This window comes from Sorangium sp. So ce448 (genome assembly GCF_051520915.1).
Taxonomy (GTDB): domain Bacteria; phylum Myxococcota_A; class Polyangia; order Polyangiales; family Polyangiaceae; genus Sorangium; species Sorangium cellulosum_B.
Map to the genome: position 1 here is coordinate 8,880,747 of NZ_CP150343.1, position 22,456 is coordinate 8,903,202.

Consider the following 22,456-nt stretch of genomic DNA (forward strand, 5'->3'; position numbering starts at 1 on the left):
CGCCTGCCCCGGCGCGGCCGTCCCGCCGGCATCGTCGAGCCGCGCCGCCGCGCCGCCGCTGAACGAGTGTCGCAGCGCCTCGCGGACACGGTATGTTCGGCAGGAACGATATGAACGCTGAGAAGAGGCAGAGCTCGAGGGTGCTCGTCGTGGACGACGAGGCGAGCGCGCGCTCGGGGCTGGAGAAGCTGCTGCGCCAGGAGGGTTATACCGTCGACGCGGCGGCGGACGGCGTCGAGGCGGTCGAGGTCGCGGCGGAGCGGCCGCCGGACGTCGTCATCACGGATCTGAAGATGCCGAGGATGGATGGGGTGGCGCTGCTCGGGAAGCTGCGCGAGCAGGATCCGGCGCTGCCGGTGATCGTCGTCACCGCGTTCGGGGACGTGACCTCGGCGGTGCTGGCGATGCGGGCGGGGGCCGAGGATTACCTGACGAAGCCTGTCGACTTCGACGCGCTCCTCCTCACGCTGGAGCGCTCCCTCGAGCGGAGCGCGCTCCGGGTCGAGGCGGAGAACCTCCGCCGGCAGCTCCGAGAGCGCCAGGGCGAGGGCGTGGAGGGGCTCATCGGGACGAGCCCGGCGATGCAGAAGGTCTACCGGATGGCCCGGCAGGTGGCCGGCGCGCGGGCGACGGTGCTCATCACCGGCGAGAGCGGCACGGGCAAGGGCGAGCTCGCGCGCGCGATCCACGCGAAGGGCTCGCGCGCCAAGGGGCCCTTCGTGACCCTGCACTGCGCGGCGCTCGCGGAGTCCCTGCTCGAGAGCGAGCTGTTCGGCCACGAGCGCGGCGCGTTCACCGGCGCCGACAAGCGGCGCATCGGGCGGTTCGAGCAGGCGCACGGCGGGACGCTCTTCCTCGACGAGGTCGGCGAGATCGCCCCCTCGACGCAGGTGAAGCTGCTCCGCGTCCTCCAGGAGAGGACGTTCGAGCGCGTCGGCGGGAACGACTCCGTGACCGTCGACGTGCGGCTCATCGCGGCGACGAACCGCGATCTCGCGGCGGCGGTGCAGGAGGGCCACTTCCGGGAGGACCTCTACTACCGGCTCAACGTCGTCCACATCGACATGCCGCCGCTGCGCATCCGCGACACCGACGTGCTGCTCCTGGCGAACCACTTCCTGCGCCGGTTCGCGGCGGAGAACCACCGCAAGATCGAGGGGTTCACCGACGAGGCCCGGGCGAAGCTCATCGCGCACCGTTGGCCGGGGAACGTGCGAGAGCTCGAGAACGCGATCGAGCGGGCGGTCGTCCTGTGCGACGACGCGCGCATCGACGCGGAGCACCTCCCGATCGACGCGGCGCCGGTCGCCAAGGGGGCCCTGAGGATCCCGGGCGCCACCATGGCGGAGATCGAGCGCTATGCCATCCTGTCGACGCTCGAGGCGACGAACGGCTCCACGACGCGCGCGGCCGAGCTCCTGGACATCAGCATACGCACCATCCAGTACCGCCTGCACGAATACGGGCTGACGGCGAAGTCCAAGCGCCCGCCGGCGGCGTAGTAGAGCGGTTTTCGCCCCCTCTGCACCATGCCGAGCAGAGCGGCGGTCAGACCACGTCGTGCATCCAGCCGTGGCGATCTTGCGCGAGGCCGTGCTGGATGTCGAGAAGCGCCTCGCGGAAGCGCGCCGCCACGGGGCCCGTCTCGTTGTTGTGGATGGAGAAGGTCCCCTCGCGGGACTTCACGGCGCCGATGGGCGTGATGACCGCGGCCGTTCCGCACGCGAACGCCTCGGTCATGCGGCCCTCGCGCACCGCCGCGCGCCACTCGTCGAAGGTGACCCTGCGCTCCTCCGCGGAATAACCGAAATCCCGGGCGAGCTGGATGATGCTGTCGCGGGTGATGCCCGGCAGGAGCGTGCCTGTCAGCTCGGGGGTCACGATCACGGGGCGCCCCCCCTCCTCGTAGACGAAGAAGATGTTCATTCCCCCCATCTCCTCCACGACGCTGCGCTGGACGGCATCGAGCCAGACCACCTGCGCGCAGCCCTCGGCCGCGGCGTTCATCTGCGCGAGCAGGCTCGCGGCGTAGTTGCCCGCGAACTTGGCCGCGCCCGTGCCGCCCGGCGCCGCCCGGACGAAATCCTCGGAGATCCAGACCGTCACCGGCTTCACGCCCTGAGGGAAATACGCGCCTGCAGGCGACGCGATCACCAGGAAATCGTAGTCGCGCGACGCCCTCACCCCGAGCGCCACCTCGGTGGCGAACATCAACGGTCGGACATACAGGCTCTCGCCCACGGGCGAGGGGACCCATGCGCGATCCTGGCGGATCAGGGCGTCGACCGCGCCGACGAACAGATCAACCGGCATCTCCGGCATCGCCAGCCGGCGGGCAGAGCTATTGAAGCGGCGCGCGTTCGCCTCCGGCCGGAACGTCTTGATGCGCCCGTCCGGCTGTCGATAGGCCTTGAAGCCCTCGAAGATCGCCTGACCGTAATGCAGCACCATCGCCGCAGGATCGAGCGTGATCGGCGCGTACGGCCGGAGCTGCCCCCGGAGCCAGCCCCTGTCCGCCGCGTACGGGATCACGACCATGTGCTCCGTGAACACGCGCCCGAAGCCAGGGTTCTGCATGCGCTGCGCGCGCTCCGCGTCGCCGAGGGGATGCGGCGTGGCTAGGATCTCGAGATCGACCTTCGTGGCAGGCGCGCTTTCGGTGCTCATCGTGCTCGACTTCCGCGGCGGACAGCGGTCGACCCGGCTCGAGTGGGCCGACGCGCGTCATCGTCGCGCGGCATTTTTCGAAAGAATCCTGCCGGGATGCAAGCACTTTCTCGCGAGAAAGCACCTCGGCGGCGTGCAGAAGCGAGCGCGCAAGCGGGCGGCGCGTCACGACCGAAGAAAGGGATTTCTGTCGCGCTCCTCGCCGATCGTCGTGGAGGGGCCGTGTCCGGTGACGACCCGGGTCGACGGATCGAGCGTGAGCAGCTTGCCCCGGATGGATGAGACGATCGCCCGCGAGTCGCCACCCCACAGATCGGTCCGGCCGATGCTGCGCCGGAACAGGGTGTCCCCCGTGAACGCGACGGCGCCCGACGCCGCGAGCACCAGGAACGAGACGCTGCCCGGCGTGTGCCCCGGCGTGTGGAGCACGTGCAGATCGAGCCCGCCCGCCTTCACGACCGCGCCGTCGTTCAGGTCGCCGTCGACCTCGCACCGCTCCGGCAGCGCAATGCCGAGCATCGCCGCCTGGACGGGGAGCATGTCGTAGAGGAAGCGGTCGGCCTCGTGAATGCGGGCCGCGGCGCCGGACCAGCGCTGGAGTGGCGCCGTGGCGCCCACGTGATCGATATGCGTGTGCGTGTGCACGATGGCAGCGACCGTCGCCCCGGCCTGCTCGACGCGCCCGCGGATCTTGTCGAAATCGCCGCCGGGGTCGATGACCACGGCGCCCTTGCTCACCGGGTCGACGAGGATCGAGCAGTTGCACCCCAGCGGACCGACGGAGAACGTCTCGAGCAGCACAGGGCGAGCTTGTAGCACGCGGAGCCCCGACCTCCACGCGCGACATCGTCGGCGAGGCGGCGCCGCGAGCTCCGATCGAGCACCGCCCGGAGCGCGCGGCGCTGAAGGACGCGCGGAGACGTCGGGTCCTCGCGGACCTCGGGCGCTCGATCCCGCGCGCGCTGGCCGCCCGCGACCGCTACTTCGGGGCGCTCACGATGGTGCCGCCCGTGCCGAGTCCGTTGGTCCAGTAGACGCGGGTCGCGTCGAGGGCGATGCCGTAGGGCGAGGGCTCGCCGGCCGCAACGGCCCCGATGATGCCGTTCGGCAGCATCCGCATGACGTTCGGTGAGGTAGGGTCCGTCCAGTAAACGCCCGTCGCGTCGGCGGCGATACCCCTCGGGTTCCCCTGCCCGCTCGCGATCACCGTGGGCTCTCCGCCGGTCTTGGCCACCCGCATCACGTTGCCGGTCCTGCTGGTCGTCCAGTAGACGTGCGTCGCGTCGACGGCGATCTCGCGCACCTGGCCTTGATCCGCCGCCAGCGTGGTGAACGGGCCTTCGCCCATGGAGTCTTTGGGCGCGGACATCACCATGCCGCGCTCGTCGCGCACGGTCCAGTAGACGTGCGTCTCGTCGACCGCGAGGGCGTGCGTCGTCCCGCCCCCGTCCGAGATGACGGTGAACGGCCCGTTGCCGTTCGAGTCCTTCCGCGCGCGGACCACGGAGCCGCCTTCCTCGCGGTTCGTCCAGTAGACGAACTCCTCGTCGATCGCCACGCCGAACGGAGCCGGCTGCCCTGCGGCGATCGCCACCGGCGCCTCCTGGCCGCCGACCCGCGCCCGCATCACCTGACCGTCGCTCTCGCCGGCCACGCCCTGGTTGGCCCAGAAGACGTGGGTGGCGTCGGCCTTGATATCGGCCGGCTGGACCTGCGCGGTGGCGATGTAGACCGCGACAGCTTCGCCCTGCGTCCACTGCCTGACCACGCCCTGCTCCCCGTTGGTCCAGAACACGACGCCGTTGGCGACAGCGAGGTACAGCGGATCCTGCTGGCCCGAGACGTGGAGCGAGGTGCGAATGCACGTGCCGTCCCGGCAGGTGCCATCGCACTCGACGGGGCAGGTGCCGCAATGGAGGGCGTCGTTGGTCACGTTGACCTCACAGCTGTTCTCTGCATCCGCGTCGCAATCGACGTAAACGTCCCCGCAGACCGGCGGCTCGTCGACGATGGGCCCCACGCCCCCGCTCCCCCCGGTCCCCGCGGTCGCTCCTCCCACGCCCGGCTCGCCCCCGGTGCCCTGGCCGCCCACGCCCGCCGCGCCCCCCGTGCCCGTCGCGCCGCCCTCGCCTCCTCCCGCGGAAGCCGTGGTTCCCGGACCGGACCCGCCGGTAGTGAAGAGGTTCGACGCCTCAGGCGTGGAGCAAGCTGCTACGGCGAGTCCGGAAACGAGCCCGAGGAGAACGGTGCGACGCATTGTGCTGTGCATGGAAACCTCCACCCATACAGGCTACACGAGCCTGTCGAGAAAACGCATCTGTGAACTTGATGTGTTTTGAAACCTAATTCGTCCGCGCACGACCGGGCACGCCTCGTGCGGATCCGGAGGAGGATGACGCCGATGCAGCGGGCGAGGGCGCTCGTGGCAGGACAGCGGGCTCGACCCCGACGCGCGCGGGTGTGCAGGTGCGCTGGTTCGGCCGCCCCGCGCGGGCGCGCGCGGCAGGAGCTCCGGCAATGTCGCTGGATCTACCGACAAGTGGTCGCGCTCCGCCGGCGACGGGCGAGCGCCGCCCAGCGCGCAACGGGCTCTCGCCACGTCGGGGCCGCGGGCGCGACTCCGCATCTCGTGCCGCCGGCGCTCCCCGTCGCGCGGCCGTGAGACACAGGCAGGAGGGGTCTCCGGACGCCCTGGCCGGAGACACGATGAGGCAGCGCCATCAGGGCAGGAGACGGCGCAGCCCGGCGACTCACGATCACGGCGGAGCGGTGGAATCTCGAGCGTCGAGCGTCGAGCGTCGAGCGTCGAGCGCGCGGCCGCGGCGGTGGGTGCGATCTCCCGAAGGCCGCTCGGGAGGCCCGGCGCACGCGCGCTCCGTGAGCTCCAGCCTCAGCGCCGCCCGCTCGCTCCCCCGCAAGCGCCTCGCCCCGCGCCCAACCGGGAAGATGGCGCTGGGCGCGCAGGGGCGCTACCCTCCGGACGCCGCGTGTGTGAACGTACGATGTCATCCAGGGTGGATCCGCTGTTCCGCCGCGTGGCGCGCGGTCACGGGGGAGCGCGCGGCGCGGCTGTGCGTGCCCTGCGCTGCGGCCTCGTCGACGACGACGCCGCGCGCGGGGCTCGGCCTGGAGGCGCCAGCGCATGAGCGAGTCCGTGTTCATCGCGGGAGGCCAGGCGAGCTCCGCGGCGCGAGAGCGCGCGATGACGTTCGTCGGGCGCACGCTCGTCCACCGCTATCGCCTCGAGGAGCTCGTCGCGATGGGCGGCATCGCCGCCGTCTTCAGGGCAAAGAAGCTCGCGACCGGCGAGGACGTGGCCGTCAAGGTGCTCCACCCGGACGCCGAGGAGCTGCCGGAGCTCATCGAGCGCTTCGAGCGCGAGGCGCTCGCCGGTCGCCACATCTTCCACCCGAACGTCGCGGCGGTCTACGAGATCAACCAGCTCGACGACGGCGCGTGGTTCATGGTGATGGAGTTCATCCGCGGCATCACGCTGCGGAAGCTCATCGACCAGGGCCCCGTCCCGCCGCTGCGCGCGGCGAACATCGCGCGCCAGCTCGCGAGCGCGCTCAACGCGGCGCACGACTTCGGGATCGTGCACAGGGACGTGAAGCCGCTCAACGTCATGGTCCTCGACGGGCCGGAGGAGCGCGTCCTGCTCATCGACTTCGGCCTCGCCAAGGTGCCGATCGAGCAGTTCTCCATCACCGACGACGGCTCGCGCCGCTCGCTGACGAACGCCGGCGTGCTGCTCGGCACGGTGGCGTACATGGCGCCCGAGGCGGCGCTCGGCATGCGCTCTGTCGACCGGCGGGCCGACCTCTACGCGCTCGGGGTCATCCTCTACGAGATGCTCGCGGGCAAGCACCCCTTCACGGCGGTCGAGCCGTCGGCGCTGTTCGCGCAGCACCGGTCGGCCGTGCCGCCGCCGATCGCCGAGCGCTCCCCCGGCGTCGTCGTCCCGCCCGCGCTGGAGGCGGTCGTGATGCGCCTGCTCGCCAAGGACCCGGACGACCGCTTCCCCCACGCGCGCGCCGTGCTCGTGGCGCTCGACGCCGCCATCCAGAAGATGAGCGCGCCCGAAAGCGGCATCGCCCTCGCCGCCCCGTCCAGCCTCCGGGCCGCGGCCAGCTTCATCGAGCGGCGGACGTCGCGGGCCGTGATCGCCGGCGCGGGCATCGTGTTCTTCGCGATCGGGAGCGTGATCGCCTGGCTGCTCGCGTCGCGCTGAGCGCGCGGCGCCATCGCGCGCGCGCTCAGCGGCGCTCGACGTCGTCGCGCGCTCAGCGGCGCCCGGCCGGCTCGCAGGTCCCCACGGGGAGCCCCGCGAGCGCGGTGTGATCCGCGCACCGCTCGCCGATCGGGCACGGCGCGGCGCGCTCGCCGCGCGGATCGCAGAGCGCTCTGCAGGTGTTCGAGGGGTCGCAGATGCTGCCGGGCGCGCACGCGAACGACGCGTCGCACGGCTGCCCGTCCGAGCCCGCGCCCGCGTTCCAGCACGACGTCGAGCCGTTGCCCCAGAACACGCAGGCAGCGCCGTTGTCGCAGTCCTGCGCGAAGAGATCGCAGCCGTCGCCGTCGATGCAGGCCCCCCTCGTGAACGAGCCGCCATCGAGGAAACACGCGCTCCCCGGCGCGCAGTCCGAGGCGGCGCTGCAGGTCGCGGCGCAGACCTGGGCCGGGTTGCACGACTGCGCGGGCGCGCACTCCGACGCGGCGAGGCACGTCTCGCCGGGGCCGGCGCCCGTCCTGGGCTCCCGCGCGAGGCTCGTCTTGCGCGGCAACGCGAGCGCCTCGCGATCGAGGAGGACGCCCGACTTGTAGACGCGCGACACGCGCTCGAGCGCGCGGACGTCGGCGAGCGGATCGCCGTCGACAACGAGCACGTCCGCGAGCGCGCCTCGCTCGAGGCGCCCCAGATCAGCCCGCCCGAGCACGTCGGCGGCGCGGCGCGTGGCGGCGGCGAGCGCCTCGAGGGGCGGCACCCCGACCTCGACGAGGAGCGCGACCTCGCGGCGCAGGCTCAGCCCATGAAAGACGCCCGGGTTGCCGGCGTCGGTGCCGGCGGCGATCGTGACCCCGGCCCGGTAGCAGGCGACGAGGTTCGCGATCGCCTGGTCGCGCCGCCGCTTCACGAGCTCCAGGAAAGGCGCCGTCCTGAGCTCCGCGAGCAAGGAGGGATCGCGCAGGGCCGCGATGACGCCGGCCGGCACGTCATCGACGAGGGCGGGGTCGTCGAGCTCGGTCAGCGCTCCGTGGGCCGTGCGGTACAGGCCGTCGGCCACCGCGAGCGTGGGGACGACGACGGCCCCGGCGGCGGCCATCCTCCGCGCGAGGTCGGGTGAGATCCGGTCCTCGTCCGGGACGTGCGCGAAGAGCGTCACGCCGCCGTCGAGCGCGGCCTCGATGTCCGAGGCCGCCGTCGCGTGGGCGATCACCCGGACGTCCGCGGCCGCGGCGGCCTCCTGGATCGCCGCCACGGACGGGCGCGTCAGGCGCGGGAGCGGCAGCGATCCGCCCCCCTCGAGCACGATCTTGATGAAATCGGGCGCCCTCGGGAGGAGCGCCTCGAAGGCCTTGTCGACGTCGGCGGGCGAGTCGATGAAGACGCAGTAGTCGCCGGGCGGGCTGCCTTGATAGCAGGGGTGCCCTCCGGTCGGCGTGAGCAGCGGCCCGGCGGCGAAGAGCTGCGGCGCGAGGAGGTCGCCGGCGTCGATGCGCGCTCGCTGCTCGAAGATGACGTGCTGGGATGAGCCGAGGTCGAGGTACGAGGTCACGCCCGCCCGGAGCATCGCCTTCGTGTGGTCCTCGAGGTGGAGGTCGCCGTCATAATAAGCATAGGGCCCGGCGACGCTCAGCGAGTGGACGTGGAGATCGATGAGCCCGGGGAGGACCGTCTTGCCAGCGACGTCCACGACCTCGCCGCCCCCGGCCTCGACGCGGGGCTCGGCGTCGCCGAAGACGACCTGCTTCACCCTGTCTCCCTCGATCACCACCGTTGCCCTGGCCGCGCGCGTGCCGTCGAACACCATGCCTCCCTTCAGCACGGTGCAGCCCGCACACCCCACCTCGGCCGCGCTGGGCGTCGAGGGGCTCTCCGCGACGCCGCAGCCTGCGAGCCACGTTGACCCAGCGACGAACCACAAAGCGAGACGACCCATCGCCAGTCCGAGCGAAGTACGACGCATGACACTCCGTTATCGATGGGCGCCAGGAGCACCCGAGAAGCGGCAGACCGCGTACCGGACACGGCGCACGAAAGCAATCGAATGAAGCGGCGCGCACGGCGCGGTGCACGCGCGCCCGCAGCGTGCCGCGTTATCCAGGATTGTTCGTATCGAGGCGGGCGGCTCGAGCGAGGCGCTTTGTCCCCGACGGCCCCTGGGCATCTCCGGCCCGAGCGGAGGACGGCTCCAGATCGCAGGCGAGCTTGACAGACGTGCCTATACCGGAAGTCCAGCCGCCCGGGCACACGGAGGGAACGCAGGGAGTCACGCGCGATGTTGTTCCGGCCTTCTCTGCTGCTCCGGCGGCGATCCGGGTTACCCGGAAGAGCCACCGATGTGGGGCGAGCATGAGAAAGGAGCCGGCGGACGCCCTCCTTTGGCGGCGGCGTCTCTCGCACTATCCACCGATCGGGTGCGCCCTGGAATGATAGGGAGTCCAACCGAGCTTCCGTCGCGCGGAGACGAACCACCGTATTGACGAAGACCCTTTGCGTGCCTCACCTACCTGTGGGAGGCTCTGCGATGAGTGATCCGAAGATCGAAAACAATTCTCCGAAAGATCTGGAAGTGACCGTGAAGGAGCTGCGCAACGCCATCAACGACTTGTCGGCCAGGCTGGACGACATGGCAACAGCGACTCCGGCCAACTACCACTGCGGCGGCTGCGGCGGTTGCGGCGGTTGCGGCGGTTGCGGCGGATGTCGTTGCGGCGGATGTCGTTGCGGCGGTTGCGGCGGTTGCGGCGGTTGTCGTTGCCGCTGTAGCTAGCCCTGAGGCCGACGAGGCCGAGCGATAGAGCCCTGGAGGGAGACGAGGAGCGCGAGAGTTCGAGAAAGGCACCTTCCCGTCTTCCCCGGCTCACCACGATCGCGCGACGGTGCGCGATCGTGGTGAGCTTGCGAGCTTCTTCTCTCCTTTGCTTGTCGGAGCGCCGCTCCCCGAGCACCAGAACTGAACCTCTTTACCGAAAGTGCAGGACGGCGCTCGTCGAGGCGCCGCCGCGCTGCGCTTTCCTGGAGTTCTCGCGTGGCCACTCAACTGCCCAGCTCAGCGACCACCGCTCCCGCGCTCGAGGGGACCGCCCCGCCTGCGCCGGCCGAGGCGCGCGAGAAGCTCGCGCGATCACGCGTCCTCATCGTCGGGCTCGAACCGTGGGGCGTCATCGCGGCCACCGAGCTCGCGTGTCTGGGCGTCGGCGCGCTCCACGTCCTCGACGACAGGGAGGTCACGGCCGACGATCTCGGCCCCTTCGCCGAGGCGGATCTCGGAGAGGATCGAGCGCGCGCGCTCTCCGCAGCGCTGTCGCGGCTCGCCCCCGGCTGCGCCGTCACGCCCGGGACGCTGCTCGCCGCCGCGGAGCGCCCGATCGTCCAGGAGGACACCGGCTGGGACCTGATCCTCGCCTGCGTCTCCGGCGATGATCTCCTCGTCCTTCAGGGCGTCGCCCGCTTCGCTCACGCGGCGTCCGTGCTGTCGCTCAGCGCGCACCTCGAGGGGCTCGAGGCGGTGATCGGACCGGCCGTCGTGCCGGGCGAGACAGCATGCTGGGACTGCTGCCGCCTGCGGAGGCTCGCTCTCAGCGATCAGCCAGAGGCGGATCTCGCGCTCCACGCGTCGCTCCTCGCCGCGCGCCCGGAGCGCCGCGCGCGCACCTACCTCGCCCCGATGCCGGCGTTCCTGGGCCACGCCGTTGCGCTCGCGGCCGTCGATCTGCTGGTGAACCGAGCCGCGTCGCGGCTCGCGGGACGGTTCATGGTCCAGGGCCTCGTCGACCCGGAGGCGTCGCTCCACGCCGTCCTGCAGATGCCCTGGTGCGCGGTCTGCGGCGGCGCCGCCGAGGCCCTCCGCGCCGGAAGCGCACGTCGGGGCTCGAGCGCACACCTGCGCGACGCGCCCGACCCCGCGGCGCTCCGGCGGATGCTCGCCGGCGTCGTCGACGCGCGGGCAGGCATCGTCCACCGCCTCACGCTGGACGCGGCGAGCCCGGCGCTCGCCCCTGAGGCGTGCGTCACGGCCACGGCGTTCCTCGGCGAGTACACCGACGGCTCGCCGCACGCCCGCCGCTCGCGCGAGCCGCAGGCCGGCATCGGAAAGGGCCTCACGGCCGTCGAGGCCCTGATCGGAGCGACCGGCGAGGCGGTCGAGCGCTACTCTGCCGAGCTCGTCGACCGAGAGCAGCTCCTTCGCTCCTCGGTCGCCGGCATGAAGGGCGACTTCATCGCGCCGGAGCAGCTCTGTCTCTACAGCGAGGAGCAGTATGCAAAGCCCGGATTCCCCTACGCGCGGGTCGATCCGGCCGCGCCCATCGACTGGGCCCTCGGGCGCTGGATGGACACCGGCGCGCCCGTGTACGTTCCGGCGCTCCCGACCTACTTCGGCTTCTGCGCAGGACACCACGCCCACCACTTCTGCCAGGTGACCTCGAACGGGCTCGCCGCGGGCGCGACGCTCGAGGGCGCGTCGATGGGGGCCGCGCTCGAGCTCATCGAGCGCGACGCGTTCATGATCTCGTGGCTCGCCCGCCGGCCCGGGCGGCGGATCTTGCCCGACGACTCGCTCGACCCCGAGCTGCACGAGATAGCGAGGCAGCTCGAGGAGCGCGGCGCCCGGATCGAGCTGTACCTGCTCGACGCGGGCGTCTCGGTCCCCGTGGTGATGTGCGTCGGTTACGGCGACGGCAAGCGGTGGCCCGGCGCGGTGGTCTCGATCTCCGCCCACCTGAGCCCCCTCACCGCGATCCGGAAAGCCATCCTCGAGCAGGGCCAGATAGGCAATTACGCCTTCCGCCTGATGACGGGCGAACACGTCGCCATCCCCGAGCGGCCGGAGGACGTGCTCACGCTCGAGGATCACGCGGTCTACTACCTCCCCCCGAGCCGCGCCGCGGCCTTCGCCTTCCTCCGCCGGGGGAGCACGGTGACCGCCGCCGAGCTCGAGGAGCCCGAGGAGGTGTCGCTGCCCGAGCTCACCCGGCGCGTGCAGGCCGCGGGGCTGCGCATCGCGATCGTGGACGTGACGTCGCCCGACCTCGCGGCGACCCCGTTCCGTGTCGCCCGGGCCCTCGGGCCCGATTTCCAGCAGATCCATTTCGGCCACGAGCTCGTGCGGCTCGGCAATCCGCGTCTCCGTTCGATGACCCCCCACGGCATCAACCCTGACCCTCACCCGATGGCCTGAGAGAGGACACCATGGCAAGGAGCAAAGAGGCGGACGTTGCGCGGCTCTATCATCTCCAGTCCTCCCACGTGAGGTCGCGGCCGCTGGAGCCGCCGTTCGACGGGGATCTCCAGCCGCTCAACTTCCGCACCTACGTCGGCGCGGCGCGCACGCCGCTGCCCGGGCGCGATTTCGCGATCGACGCCCCGCTCGGCGCGGTGCTGGAGCAGCGGCGGTCGCAGCGCGAATTCGCCCTCGAGCCGATGTCCATCGAGGCGCTCGGGCGGCTCCTTCACGCGAGCTACGGCGTCCGTGGCACGCGAAACGTCGAAGGGGCATGGACCTGCGATCGCCCGGCGCCCTCGGCCGGCGGCCGGTATCCGCTCGAGATCTATGTCGCGACGCAGGCCGTCGATGGGGTCCCGGACGGCCTGTACCACTACGACCCCCGTGCGCACGAGCTCGAGCTCCGCCGGGAAGGCCTCGCGCACGGCACGCTCGTGGATCTCACGGCGGGTCAGGACATGATCCTGAACACCAATGTCGTGGTCATCATCACGGCGGTGCCGTTCCGCACGATGTGGAAATACGGCCAGCGCGGATATCGATTCCTGTGGCTGGACGCAGGGCACCTGGGCCAGAACCTCTATCTCGTCGCGACGGCCATGGGCCTCGGCCCGGTGGCGATCGGCGGATTTTATGATGAGGAGCTCAAGGCCTTCCTGGCGCTCCCGGCCGAGGAAGACACCCTGTACATCGTCTGCGTCGGTCAGCCCGCGCCGGCCGGGGGCCGGAACGGGCCTCAGCGAGCCTGAACCAGAAGCGTCGGAGAGCACCATGCCCAGCATTCGACTCAGCCGCTCGGCCAGCATCACGCCCACCGACGTGGGCGTCATCCTCCGCTCCGATCTCGGCACCTTCCAGCTCACCGGCCTGGACGTGAGCGCGTTCGTCGAGCGGATGGTGCCGCTGCTCGACGGGTCGCGCGACCGGGAGGCGCTCGTCGAGGCGCTCGCGGACTACTCGCGGCAGAGCGTGACGGCGTTCCTCGACCTGCTCGAGGCGCGCGGGCTGGTCGAGCCGGTGCCCAGAGGGGCGCCGTCCGGCGACGGCGAGCGCCTGCGCGGGCAGCGCGAGTTCCTCCGCAAGTGGTCGTCGGCCCCGGAGCAGGCGGCGCAGCGGATCGCGAACGCGCGCGTGCTCGTGGTGGGCCTCGAGCCCTGGGGGGCCTCGGCCGCCCTGGCGCTCGCGGGGGCGGGCGTCTCGGCGCTCCGCCTGATCGACGGCGGCGCCGTCGGCACGCGCGACGTCGCGGTGGTCCGCGCGCGGGGGGAGGCGGCGCTCGGCGCGCCCCGCCGCGGCGCCGTGGCCGCGCTGATCCGCGAGCACGCGCCGCTCTGCCGGGTGGACGAGAGCTCCTCCGCCGCGCTGGAGGGGGACGACCTCCTCTCGCCGGAGGGGCGCCCTCACCTCCTCGTCGCGGCGGTGCGCGGCGACGACGCGGAGCTCCTGGAGCGCGTCGCGCGGTTCGGCCATCGCGCAGGGCTCGCCTCGCTCTTCTCGCACCTCGCGGGGACGACGGCCGTCCTGGGCCCCCTCGTCTTCCCGGGGAAGACGGCGTGCCGGATCTGCGCGACGACCGAGGCGCTGAGCCCCTCGCCCGCGGCGCGCTCCCTGGCCGAGCCCGCGCCGCACGCCGGCACGATGGGTCAGCTGCTCGGCCACCTCGTGGCGATGGAGGCCCTCAAGGTGCTCTCGGCGTACACGCCCTCCAGGCTCGGGGGCAGGTTCCTGATCCAGGACCTCGCGACGCTCGAGACATCGCACCACACGCTCGTGAGGTTGCCCTGGTGCAGGGTGTGCGGCGAGGGATGACGCGGGGCTGGAGGTGCTCTAGCCTGCGGCCGTGAAGAGGCCTCCCCTTCCAGCCGCCTCCCGCATCGCCGGCGCGCCCGCCGCCGGCGCCCATGGCCCGGGCCTCGCGCGATGATCGGTCGAACCCTCGACGACCGCTACACGATGCTCCGGCTGCTCGGCCAGGGCGGGATGGGCGCCGTCTACGAGGCCCGGCACGCGGGCACCGGCCGCCGCGTTGCGGTGAAGGTCATCCTCGGCCAGGCCGCGGACGACGAGCTCGTCCGCCGCTTCCAGCGCGAGGCGCGCGCTGTCGGCGCGGTCGAGTCGGAGCACATCGCGCAGGTGTTCGACACCGGGCGCGACCGCGAGACCGGCGCGCCGTACATCGCGATGGAGTTCCTCGAGGGCGAGGACGTGCAGGCCCTCATCGAGCGGCTCGGCCCGCTCCCGGTCGATCTCGCGCTCCGCATCGGGCTGCAGGCGTGCCTGGGGCTCGAGCGCGCGCACGAGGCCGGCATCGTCCACCGCGACATCAAGCCGGCCAACCTGTTCCTCGCGAAGAAGCAGGGCGGCCAGCGCGTGGTCAAGGTGCTCGACTTCGGCGTCGCCAAGGTGACGGACAACAGCCTCGGCAACGGCGGGATGACGAAGAGCGGCGCGCTCCTCGGCTCTCCCCTCTACATGTCGCCCGAGCAGGCGCGCGGCAACGGCGCCATCGACGCGCGCTCGGACGTCTGGTCGCTCGGCGTCAGCCTGTACCACGCCCTCTCGGGCCATCGGCCCAACGAGCACCTGACCGGCCTCGGAGAGCTCGTCCTGGCCATCTGCACGACCCCGGTGCGCTGGATCCAGGAGATCGCGCCCTGGGTGCCGCCGGAGGTCGCCCGCGTGGTGCACCGGGCGCTGGTGATCGATCCGGCGGGCCGCACAGCGAGCGCCGGCGAGCTCGCGGCGGCGCTGCGCGCGTTCCTGCCCGGCGGCGAGGCGATCGTCGAGGCGATGCTGGTGCCGCTCGACCCCGTCACACGCGCGTCGCGCGCGTCGTTCGGCGCCATCTCGGCCTCCGCGCACGCCTCGAGCGCGCCGTTCGGCGCTGCGCTGACCCCGCCGCGCGGGTCGGCCGCGCCCTTCGAGGCCGCGGGGCGCCCGTCGGGCGGGCCCTCCGGACCGTTTGCGCTGTCGGCCACGGCGCCCGCCACGAGCGTGCGGCTATCGAACCGCCCCGAGCGTCCGGCGTCGCGCCCGCCCGTCGCCCTGATCGTCGGCGGCGTGCTGGCCGCCGCGCTCGCGGGCGGGGCGGGCGTCTACTTCGCCGTGCGCAGCGCGCCGCCGACCGCGCCCGCGCCCTCGGCCGAGCCGGCGCCGCCTGCGCGCGCCGAGGCCGAGCCGCCTCCGTCCGCCCGCGTCGAGCCCATGCCGACGCCGTCCGCCAGCGCCGAGCCGCCGCGCGCCGACACGCCCGTGGATCCGCCGGCCGCGGCCTCGTCGATGCCCGCGGCGCAGCCCTCCGCTGCGACGACCGCCCGCGCCGCCGCGTCGGCGCCGGCGAGCGGCGTCGCTCGACCGCCCGCGCCGAGGCCGTCTGCGCCCAGGCCGCCCCAGAGGCCCCCGAGGAATGACGATGACGAGACATCGAGGAAATAGCCTCCGCGTCGCGTGGTGTGTCGCCGCGCTCCTGTCGCTCTCCGCGGGTGTCGCCCGCGCGGAGCCGTCCGCGGACCAGGCGGCCGCGGCCGAGGCGCTCTTCCGCGAGGGGCGCGATCTCGTCGCGCAGGGCAAGCTCGCCGAGGCGTGCCCCAAGTTCGCGGCGAGCCAGCGGCTGGACCCGGGTTATGGCACCCAGTGGAACCTGGCGGACTGCCTCGAGCGGCTCGGCCGCAGCGCGAGCGCCTGGGCGGCGTTCCGCGAGGCGGCGGACATGGCGAGCCGGGCCGGCCAGGCGGACCGCGAGGCGAAGGCGACCCGCCGCGCGGCCGATCTGGAGAAGAAGCTCGAGCGCCTCGCGATCACGGTGGCCACGCCGGCGGACGGCCTCGTCGTGAGGCGCAACGGCGCGGTCCTCGACGCCGGCGCGTGGGGCGCGCCGCTCCCGGTCGATCCGGGCAAGCACCGCGTCGAGGCGACCGCGCCCGGCAAGAAGCCGTTCTCGGTCGAGGCGCAGACCGCCGGCCCCGGCCAGGTTGTCACCGTGGAGGTCCCGCCGCTCGAGGACGACCCCGCGGCGACCGCGGCGACCCTGCCGCCCGGCGCGCAGCCCGGGCCGCTCTCCGCGCCGCTCCGGCCGGCCGCGGGCGGCGATGGAGACAGCGGCGCGGGCACCCGCCGCACCCTCGCCTTCGTCGCAGGCGGCGTCGGCGTCGCCGGCGTCGTGACCGGCTCGATCTTCGGGCTCCTCGCCAGCTCGCGGTGGAACCAGGCCCAGGACGATCACTGCCGGACCGAGACGCTCTGCGACGCCCGCGGCGTGACGCTCGTCGAGGACGCCAAGAGCGCCGCGAAGCTGTCCACCGCCGGCTTCATCGTCGGCGGGGTCGGGCTCGCGGCCGGCGTCGCGCTGTTCGTGACGTCGCTCGGCGACACGGAGCCCGCGGCGGCGCGGATCGTGGTCGCGCCTGCCGTCGGCACGACCGGCGGCGGGCTGGCGATCCACGGCCGCTTCTGACCCCCCGGCCGCGCCCAGCGCCACGGCGCGCCGCGGCGGCCGGCCCCGCTGCGGGCCAGCCGCCGTGCCCGGGAGGGCGCGACGCGCCGCTCCCGGGCGAGCGCGCCTCACTCGTCGATCACGAACTCCACGCGGCGGTTCTTCGCCAGGCTCGCCGGGTCGGTGCCCTCGGCCACCGGCCTGTCCGACCCGAAGCCCTCGGCCGTGAGCCGGCCCGGGCTGACGCCCTTCTGGATCAGGTACTTCCGGACCGCCTCGGCGCGCTGCTCGCTCAGCTCCTGGTTCAGCTCGGGCGTGCCGGTCTCGTCGGTGTGCCCCTCCACCCGCAGCCGCTCGATCTCGGGGTTCGCCTTCATGACGAGCGCCACCTGGTCCAGGGTCCTGTACGAGTCCTGCTCGAGCTCGGCCGAGCCGGTCCGGAAGCGGATGGTGTCCCGGATCACGAACTCACCCTGCTCGTACGCGACCCGCGGCTCACCCTTGTCGGGGCAGCCGTCGTCGTCCTCGACGCCGTTGATCGTCTCCTTCTCGTCCGGGCACTCGTCGTCCGCGTTCGGCACGCCGTCGTGATCGTCGTCGGCATCCTCCTCGGGGCAGCCGTCGCTGTCGTAATCGGCGTCGCGATCCTCCGGGACGTCGGGGCACTGGTCGCGCTCGTCGTCGACGCCGTCGTGGTCCCTGTCGTGCGAGGTCGGCGTGTACTTCACGCCCGCGAACACGCGGAAGATCGGCACGCCGTAGCCGGCCAGCGCGCCGATCCCCGGGCCCGCCGTGATCTCCCACTCCTCGCTCGGGTTGATCTTCACGTAGCCGAGCGCCTCGAGCGGCGTCTCCTCCTCGTCGAGGCTGTCCGCGGCGATGCCGATGCCGCCGTTCGCCTCGGCGCCGATCTCGACCTTCCCGTCGATGCCGCCGAAGCGGTAGCCGAGCGCCGCGGCGTACGTCAGCTCGCTCGCCGCCTCGACGTTCGCGTACGTCGTCCCCTCGCGGATCGCGACGCCCGCGTTGACGCCGAACCGGAGGCCGGGCGCGAACCGGTGGTCGAGCACGATGCGCGGCCAGAACACGACGTTGCGCGCACCGCCCGCGAAATCTCCTGTGTGCGTCGGGACGCGCAGCTCGGCCACGAGGCCGAGGCCGATGGAGTCGCGGTCGTCGAGCAGGCGCAGCTTCGGCACGAGCCGGATGTCGCCGAGGCCCGCGAACGACGGGGAGCCCTCGCCCGACTGCGCGAGGAAGAACGGGATGTCGAGGCCGAGCGCGAACGGCTCGGCGATCGTGACCGACGCCATGAGATCGGCGCCCAGACGGCCGCTCACGATCTGGCTCCGCACCTCGCCGTCGCCCGTCGCGACGATCAGCGGGTTGCGGGCGTAGTTCAGGAACAGCCCGAACGCCCATGGGTCGCCGGGCTCGCGGACGCCGGAGCCCTCCGTGACGACGAAGGCGTCGTGGGTGACGGCCGGCTTGAAGCGCTCGACGTCGATGTCCGTGCTCTGCGCCGACGCGGGCGTCGCGGCGGCGAGGACCGCGCAGGCAGCGCAGGTGGTGGCGGCGAGGATCGGTGCGCGCATGGATCTCCTCTTCATCGGGTTCATCGGGCGGCTCCGGGTCCGCGGCGCGGGCGCCTCCGCAACCGGAGCGCGAGCCCGCCGGCGGCGAGCAGCGACAGGGCTCCCCCTCCGTACGGCGCGGGCCCCGCCGCGCAGGCGCAGGCGCCGCCCTGGACCGCATCCCCCGGCATGAGCTCCGGTTCGCCCGGGCCGCCCGCGCCGCTCGACGCCCCGCCGTCGACGCAGCGCCCGGTCGGCGCGCAGCGCAGGTCCGCGCCGCACTCGGACGCGCTCGGCGAGCACGGGCCGCACTGCCCGCTGACACACACGAGGTCGCCGCACTGGGCGTTCGACGTGCAGGTGTCCCCGGGCGTGGGGACGCACCGGTGGTCCGCGGAGCAGTCCTCGTCCGCGTCGCAGTCGACGTCGTCGACGCACGACACCGGCAGGATGCAGTCGCCGTCCACGCAGATGCCCCTGCCGGCGCAGTCCGCGTCGCGCGTGCAGCCGGAGGGGGGGACGATCACGTCGGGCACGCGATCGCCGTCCGCATCGCCGGCCACGCACGGGGCGGAGAGGCCGATGTCGAGATCGCCCGGCCCGAGCGCCGCCGCGTCGTTCACCGACCGGAAGTACAGGTTCGCCTCGCACGCCACGCCGACGCCCACGAGGTCGAGCGCGATGGATGCCTGCGCGTACCCCCGCGTCGGGTCGTTGATCAGCAGCGGGTCGAGGTCCGTCCCTGCCTCGGTTGCGACCTGCGCGTCCGTCACGTCGACGGGCTCGTACCGCCCCGACGCCCCGGAGAAGGACCAGACCCTCACGAGCGTGCCGTCGCCCTTCACGCCGAGCACGACCTCGTAGCCGCCCGGCGACTCGTCGATCGTGAACCGGTCGTCGATCCCCGCCGTCGCGGCGGTGCCGCCGGTCTGCCGGTTCCTGTCGGTGTCGATGAACACGAAGAGCGTCGCCTCCGCGCTGATCGCGGCCGTCTCCGACACATACCCGCGCACCCAGAACCGCCCGTCGGCGGCGACCGCGTACGCGGAGCGGAAGTCGATCGATCGCTCCGGCGTGTCGAAGGTCCCGCCGTCGCCCGCGACGTCCTCGTCGCCGTAGGGCCACCGCGGCTCCCCGGTCCTGTCGATCGCGACGATCTCGTCGAGCACCGGCGTCGTCCGCCCGCCCGTCCACGTCTGAGCGGACGAGCTCCTCGGAAGGAGCGCGACGCCGAGCGCCGCGCCCACAGCCAGCGGCGCGACCCACGAGCGCCCCCGCGCGCACCCATCTTTGTGTTGTGCCATGGCGGGGAGCATCCTCGCACAGGTCGCCGCAACCCTTACAAATGAAAGGCGATTCGCGCCCAGAGTGCGCAAGGGTGCGCGCCTGCAATACCATGCATCCACACCTCCGTTCGCGCGCGAGCGGGAGGCGTGAGAGGCGCTCACCGTCGATGCGATGTCGATGCGATGTCGACGCGCTCACCCTCCTTGCCGATTGGGCAGCTGATCATCGCTCCTCCCCGCACGCACGAGCGAAGCGCGGAGAGCACGGCAGAGGGCGATCCGCGCGCGCCGGAGGCGCGGCCTCCACGCGCGGCGGCCCGGAGCGCCGAGCGACCGTGACGCGGGCGACCGAGCGCCCCTTCTTTTCATCAACAAGCGGCTCGCCGGGGGCTCCGGCGCGATCACATGGCTTGGCCACGCGCCCGGGTTCTGTAACTGTCCCGCGGTCAGTTACGCGTCGCTGCGCCGCCGTGGGCTCGGGGGGTCCGAGCGCTGGCGCCTGGCCTCGCGACATGAATCCCTCTTCCGATCGAAGGAACCGCGATGCACTGCACACTCCAGAAACACCGCCCCGGAGCGCTCCGCGTGGCTTGCCTGCTGCTCGGGTCGCTCGCCGCCGCGTGCTCGGACGAGGGTCCGGCGCCGCTCGAGGGGAGCGCGTTCGACGTCGAGCGTTACGACCTCCGGGGCGAGTTCGACTGGGAGCGGAGCCGCCTCGTGGCGACGCTGGGCGTCACGCTGTCGCTCACCGGAGACGGCCCGAGGGCGGTGGTCCTCGACAGCGCCGTCGCCGAGGTGAAGGAGGTCCGGCGGAAGGGCGGCGGGGCGCTCCCGCACGCGCTCGATCCGCAGCGCCAGGCGCTCGCGATCGACCTCTCGAGCGAGCCCGAGGCGATGAGCGGCGCGCCGATCGCGCTCGAGATCGACTACGAGGCGCTCTCCGGCGACGCCCTCCGCGCGGTGCCGGCGCGCATGGGTGATCCGGTCGCCGTGCGCGCCGTCTACACGGTGTCGGAGCCGCTCGGCGCGTCGCGGTGGATGCCGTGCCACAACGCGCCCTCGGACCGGGCCATCTTCTCGGTCGCGATGCGCGTCGACGGCGGCGAGGCGCTGATCGCCAACGGCGATCTCGTCGGCGACGAGGATCTCGGGGCGTCGGGCCACCTCGTCCGGTACGAGACGGCCTACACGCTGCCGCCCTACCTCATGGCGTTCGCGATCGGCGACTTCGAGGTCGAGCGCGGGACGAAGGGCGATCTCCCCATCGCGGTCTGGCACCGCCGCGGGTTGCCCGGCGATCACGGCAGGATGGCGGACGAGCTCGCGCGCGCCATCGGCCGCTTCGAGGAGCTGCTCGTGCCGTACCCCTTCGAGAAGTACGCGCTCGTGCTCCTGCCGGACTTCTCCGTGGGCGGGATCGAGCACGCGAGCATCAGCTTCCAGCGCGAGGAGCGGAGCACGCAGCCCGCGCTCGCCTCCGATCTCGAGCTCACGACGCACGAGCTCGCGCACCAGTGGTTCGGCGACCTCGTGACGGTGGAGACCTGGGACGACCTCTGGATCAAGGAGGGGATGGCGACGTTGCTCGCGCAGGAGGGCGTCCGTGTCTACACGGACGAGAGCGGCGCGGGGACGCTGAACGGCGACGAGCTCGGCCCCCGGGAGGGCGACGCCGTCCGCGATCCGTCGCTCGCTCCGGGCGAGAAGTACACGAGCGGCCCCTACGGCCGCGCCGCCTGGCTGCTCACCCAGATCCGCAGCCTCGCCGGCGAGGAGGCGTTCTGGTCGGCGCTCCGCGGGGTGCTCGAGGAGCGCCGGTTCGGGACCATCGGCACGGACGCGTTCCTCGACGCCTTCGCGCCGGCGCTCGGCCCGGAGGCGGCCGCGCGCGCGCGGCGCGCGGTCGTGGCCAAGGCGCTCCCGTGGCTCACGGTCGACCCCGCGCCCTCCGGCGGGGCGTTCGTGACGGTGCACGACCCGGAGGGCGCGCTCGTCGCGCCCCTGGAGCTCGCGTGGGTGGCCGGCGACGGCCCGACCCGCGTGCAGACGCTCACGCCCGGCGAGCGCGTCGAGGTCGCGCCCGCGCGCCCGGGCGAGCTCCTCGTCGTCGATCCGCAGGACCGCCACCCCGAGTGGGCCTTCCTGACAACCGATCGCGATCTCGAGGCCTACGCCGCGACGCTCGCCCCGCGCCGCGTCCCCGCGGATCCCGAGGGCGTCTCGTGCTTCCTCGACGTGGGCGGCGCGCACCAGCTCGCCGCGCTCCAGGACGGCCTGCCCGAGGGGCTCGCGCCCGAGGAGTTCGAGGCGTTCGTCGAGGGCCTCGACGGCGAGGCGGCCCGGGCGGTATCGCTCGCCGCGGCGTGCGACGTCGCGTGCGCGCCGGGCCTCGACGCCGACGTCCGCGGCGCGTGGTCGAGCGTTCTCACCGGCCTCTTCGCTGGAGCGCCTTACAGCTACGGCCTCGACTACGTCGGAAGCTACGCGTCGTGCAGCGCCGTCGTGTCCCCCGAAGCGCTGTTCGCCGAGGACTGGTCCGCGCTCGAGACCGGGCTCGCCTCGGGCGGAGTCTCCGACGTGCGGCTCCAGTACCTGTCCAAGTTCAAGCTGCCGCACGAGGCGGCGCTCCGCACGTGGGGCAGGGTCGCGCAGAGGGCGAGCTCGGTGCGCGCGCGCGTGCTCGCGATCCGGCACCTCGCGACGTACGTGGACGGGCTCGACCCGGCTGCACTCTCGGGCTTTCGCGCCTTCTTCGCCGGCGTGCTCGGCGCGACCGATGTGTCCGACGTCCTCGCCGCGGATCTCCGCGCCGTGGTGGCCTCCGCCGCGCCCACGGCGGCCGGCAACCAGGGAGCGCTGGACGGCCTCGCCCGGGTGCTCCGCTCGCCCGCGGCCCGCTCGGCCCACCCCGCCGCCGTCTGCGCGGCGGTCGCGCTGACGAGGGGTGACGAGCAGGCTTTCCGCCGCTTCGCCGCGGGGATCGAGGGCGCCGACGTGACGGACACCACCGCCGATCTGCTGCGCTCTCCCGTCCATTGCCTCTGACGC

Annotated in this window: 14 protein-coding genes; 8 read left to right on the top strand and 6 right to left on the bottom strand. The window is 73.0% G+C overall.

What is annotated here, in order from left to right; genetic code table 11:
• The first annotated feature begins 110 nt into the window (after positions 1-110).
• The gene (locus WMF45_RS33520) at positions 111-1,502 is read left to right on the top strand and encodes a sigma-54-dependent transcriptional regulator (protein ID WP_437709253.1); all 1,392 of its coding nucleotides are present in this window, start codon (positions 111-113) and stop codon (positions 1,500-1,502) included.
• Positions 1,503-1,548: 46 nt separating this feature from the next.
• On the opposite strand, the gene WMF45_RS33525 is transcribed toward WMF45_RS33520, so the two are convergent.
• The 3 genes from WMF45_RS33525 to WMF45_RS33535 form a co-directional block, all read right to left on the bottom strand.
• Positions 1,549-2,667: a branched-chain amino acid aminotransferase gene (locus WMF45_RS33525; RefSeq protein ID WP_437709254.1), complete on the bottom strand. Its 1,119-nt coding sequence runs from the start codon at positions 2,665-2,667 to the stop codon at positions 1,549-1,551.
• Positions 2,668-2,832: 165 nt separating this feature from the next.
• The gene (locus tag WMF45_RS33530) at positions 2,833-3,468 is read right to left on the bottom strand and encodes an MBL fold metallo-hydrolase (RefSeq protein ID WP_437709256.1); all 636 of its coding nucleotides are present in this window, start codon (positions 3,466-3,468) and stop codon (positions 2,833-2,835) included.
• 178 nt (positions 3,469-3,646) lie between these two features.
• Positions 3,647-4,924: a hypothetical protein gene (locus WMF45_RS33535; protein WP_437709258.1), complete on the bottom strand. Its 1,278-nt coding sequence runs from the start codon at positions 4,922-4,924 to the stop codon at positions 3,647-3,649.
• Between the two features lie 885 nt (positions 4,925-5,809).
• On the opposite strand from WMF45_RS33535, the gene WMF45_RS33540 reads away from it, so the two are divergent.
• On the top strand, positions 5,810-6,898 hold the full coding sequence (locus tag WMF45_RS33540) for a serine/threonine-protein kinase (protein ID WP_437709260.1): 1,089 nt from the start codon (positions 5,810-5,812) through the stop codon (positions 6,896-6,898).
• 52 nt (positions 6,899-6,950) lie between these two features.
• Here the strand turns inward: WMF45_RS33540 and WMF45_RS33545 are convergent, their stop codons facing one another.
• Complete coding sequence (locus tag WMF45_RS33545; RefSeq protein ID WP_437709262.1) at positions 6,951-8,828, bottom strand: amidohydrolase family protein; 1,878 nt, start codon at positions 8,826-8,828, stop codon at positions 6,951-6,953.
• A 1,092-nt stretch (positions 8,829-9,920) separates the two neighbouring features.
• On the opposite strand from WMF45_RS33545, the gene WMF45_RS33550 reads away from it, so the two are divergent.
• The 5 genes from WMF45_RS33550 (at position 9,921) to WMF45_RS33570 (ending at position 16,569) form a co-directional block, all read left to right on the top strand.
• Complete coding sequence (locus tag WMF45_RS33550; RefSeq protein ID WP_437709264.1) at positions 9,921-12,071, top strand: TOMM precursor leader peptide-binding protein; 2,151 nt, start codon at positions 9,921-9,923, stop codon at positions 12,069-12,071.
• An 11-nt stretch (positions 12,072-12,082) separates the two neighbouring features.
• Positions 12,083-12,865, top strand: a complete 783-nt coding sequence (locus tag WMF45_RS33555; RefSeq protein WP_437709266.1) for a SagB/ThcOx family dehydrogenase — start codon at positions 12,083-12,085, stop codon at positions 12,863-12,865.
• Between the two features lie 22 nt (positions 12,866-12,887).
• The gene (locus tag WMF45_RS33560) at positions 12,888-13,925 is read left to right on the top strand and encodes a TOMM precursor leader peptide-binding protein (protein ID WP_437709267.1); all 1,038 of its coding nucleotides are present in this window, start codon (positions 12,888-12,890) and stop codon (positions 13,923-13,925) included.
• A 111-nt stretch (positions 13,926-14,036) separates the two neighbouring features.
• A complete protein-coding gene (locus WMF45_RS33565; protein ID WP_437709269.1) occupies positions 14,037-15,551 on the top strand; it encodes a serine/threonine-protein kinase in 1,515 nt (504 codons plus the stop codon).
• Positions 15,529-16,569 (top strand): hypothetical protein, encoded by a 1,041-nt coding sequence (locus WMF45_RS33570; protein WP_437709271.1) that lies wholly within the window; start codon positions 15,529-15,531, stop codon positions 16,567-16,569. The genes WMF45_RS33565 and WMF45_RS33570 overlap by 23 nt, the downstream gene beginning before the upstream one ends.
• Positions 16,570-16,676: 107 nt before the next feature.
• On the opposite strand, the gene WMF45_RS33575 is transcribed toward WMF45_RS33570, so the two are convergent.
• Positions 16,677-18,143: an OmpA family protein gene (locus WMF45_RS33575; protein ID WP_437709273.1), complete on the bottom strand. Its 1,467-nt coding sequence runs from the start codon at positions 18,141-18,143 to the stop codon at positions 16,677-16,679.
• Positions 18,144-18,163: 20 nt separating this feature from the next.
• Positions 18,164-19,426 (bottom strand): hypothetical protein, encoded by a 1,263-nt coding sequence (locus WMF45_RS33580; protein ID WP_437709275.1) that lies wholly within the window; start codon positions 19,424-19,426, stop codon positions 18,164-18,166.
• A gap of 525 nt (positions 19,427-19,951) precedes the next feature.
• Between WMF45_RS33580 and WMF45_RS33585 the strand changes: the two genes are divergently transcribed.
• Complete coding sequence (locus WMF45_RS33585) at positions 19,952-22,453, top strand: M1 family aminopeptidase (protein WP_437709277.1); 2,502 nt, start codon at positions 19,952-19,954, stop codon at positions 22,451-22,453.
• Positions 22,454-22,456: the final 3 nt, after the last annotated feature.

Excerpts from the sequence above, each read along its gene's own strand:
- WMF45_RS33520 (WP_437709253.1), top strand. The coding sequence starts at position 111 with ATGAACGCTGAGAAGAGGCAGAGCTCGAGGGTGCTCGTCGTGGACGAC.
- WMF45_RS33555 (WP_437709266.1), top strand. The coding sequence starts at position 12,083 with ATGGCAAGGAGCAAAGAGGCGGACGTTGCGCGGCTCTATCATCTCCAG.
- WMF45_RS33560 (WP_437709267.1), top strand. The coding sequence starts at position 12,888 with ATGCCCAGCATTCGACTCAGCCGCTCGGCCAGCATCACGCCCACCGAC.
- WMF45_RS33585 (WP_437709277.1), top strand. The coding sequence starts at position 19,952 with ATGCACTGCACACTCCAGAAACACCGCCCCGGAGCGCTCCGCGTGGCT.
- WMF45_RS33535 (WP_437709258.1), bottom strand. The coding sequence starts at position 4,924 with ATGCGTCGCACCGTTCTCCTCGGGCTCGTTTCCGGACTCGCCGTAGCA.
- WMF45_RS33570 (WP_437709271.1), top strand. The coding sequence starts at position 15,529 with ATGACGAGACATCGAGGAAATAGCCTCCGCGTCGCGTGGTGTGTCGCC.
- WMF45_RS33565 (WP_437709269.1), top strand. The coding sequence starts at position 14,037 with ATGATCGGTCGAACCCTCGACGACCGCTACACGATGCTCCGGCTGCTC.
- WMF45_RS33575 (WP_437709273.1), bottom strand. The coding sequence starts at position 18,143 with ATGCGCGCACCGATCCTCGCCGCCACCACCTGCGCTGCCTGCGCGGTC.
- WMF45_RS33580 (WP_437709275.1), bottom strand. The coding sequence starts at position 19,426 with ATGGCACAACACAAAGATGGGTGCGCGCGGGGGCGCTCGTGGGTCGCG.
- WMF45_RS33525 (WP_437709254.1), bottom strand. The coding sequence starts at position 2,667 with ATGAGCACCGAAAGCGCGCCTGCCACGAAGGTCGATCTCGAGATCCTA.
- WMF45_RS33540 (WP_437709260.1), top strand. The coding sequence starts at position 5,810 with ATGAGCGAGTCCGTGTTCATCGCGGGAGGCCAGGCGAGCTCCGCGGCG.
- WMF45_RS33545 (WP_437709262.1), bottom strand. The coding sequence starts at position 8,828 with ATGGGTCGTCTCGCTTTGTGGTTCGTCGCTGGGTCAACGTGGCTCGCA.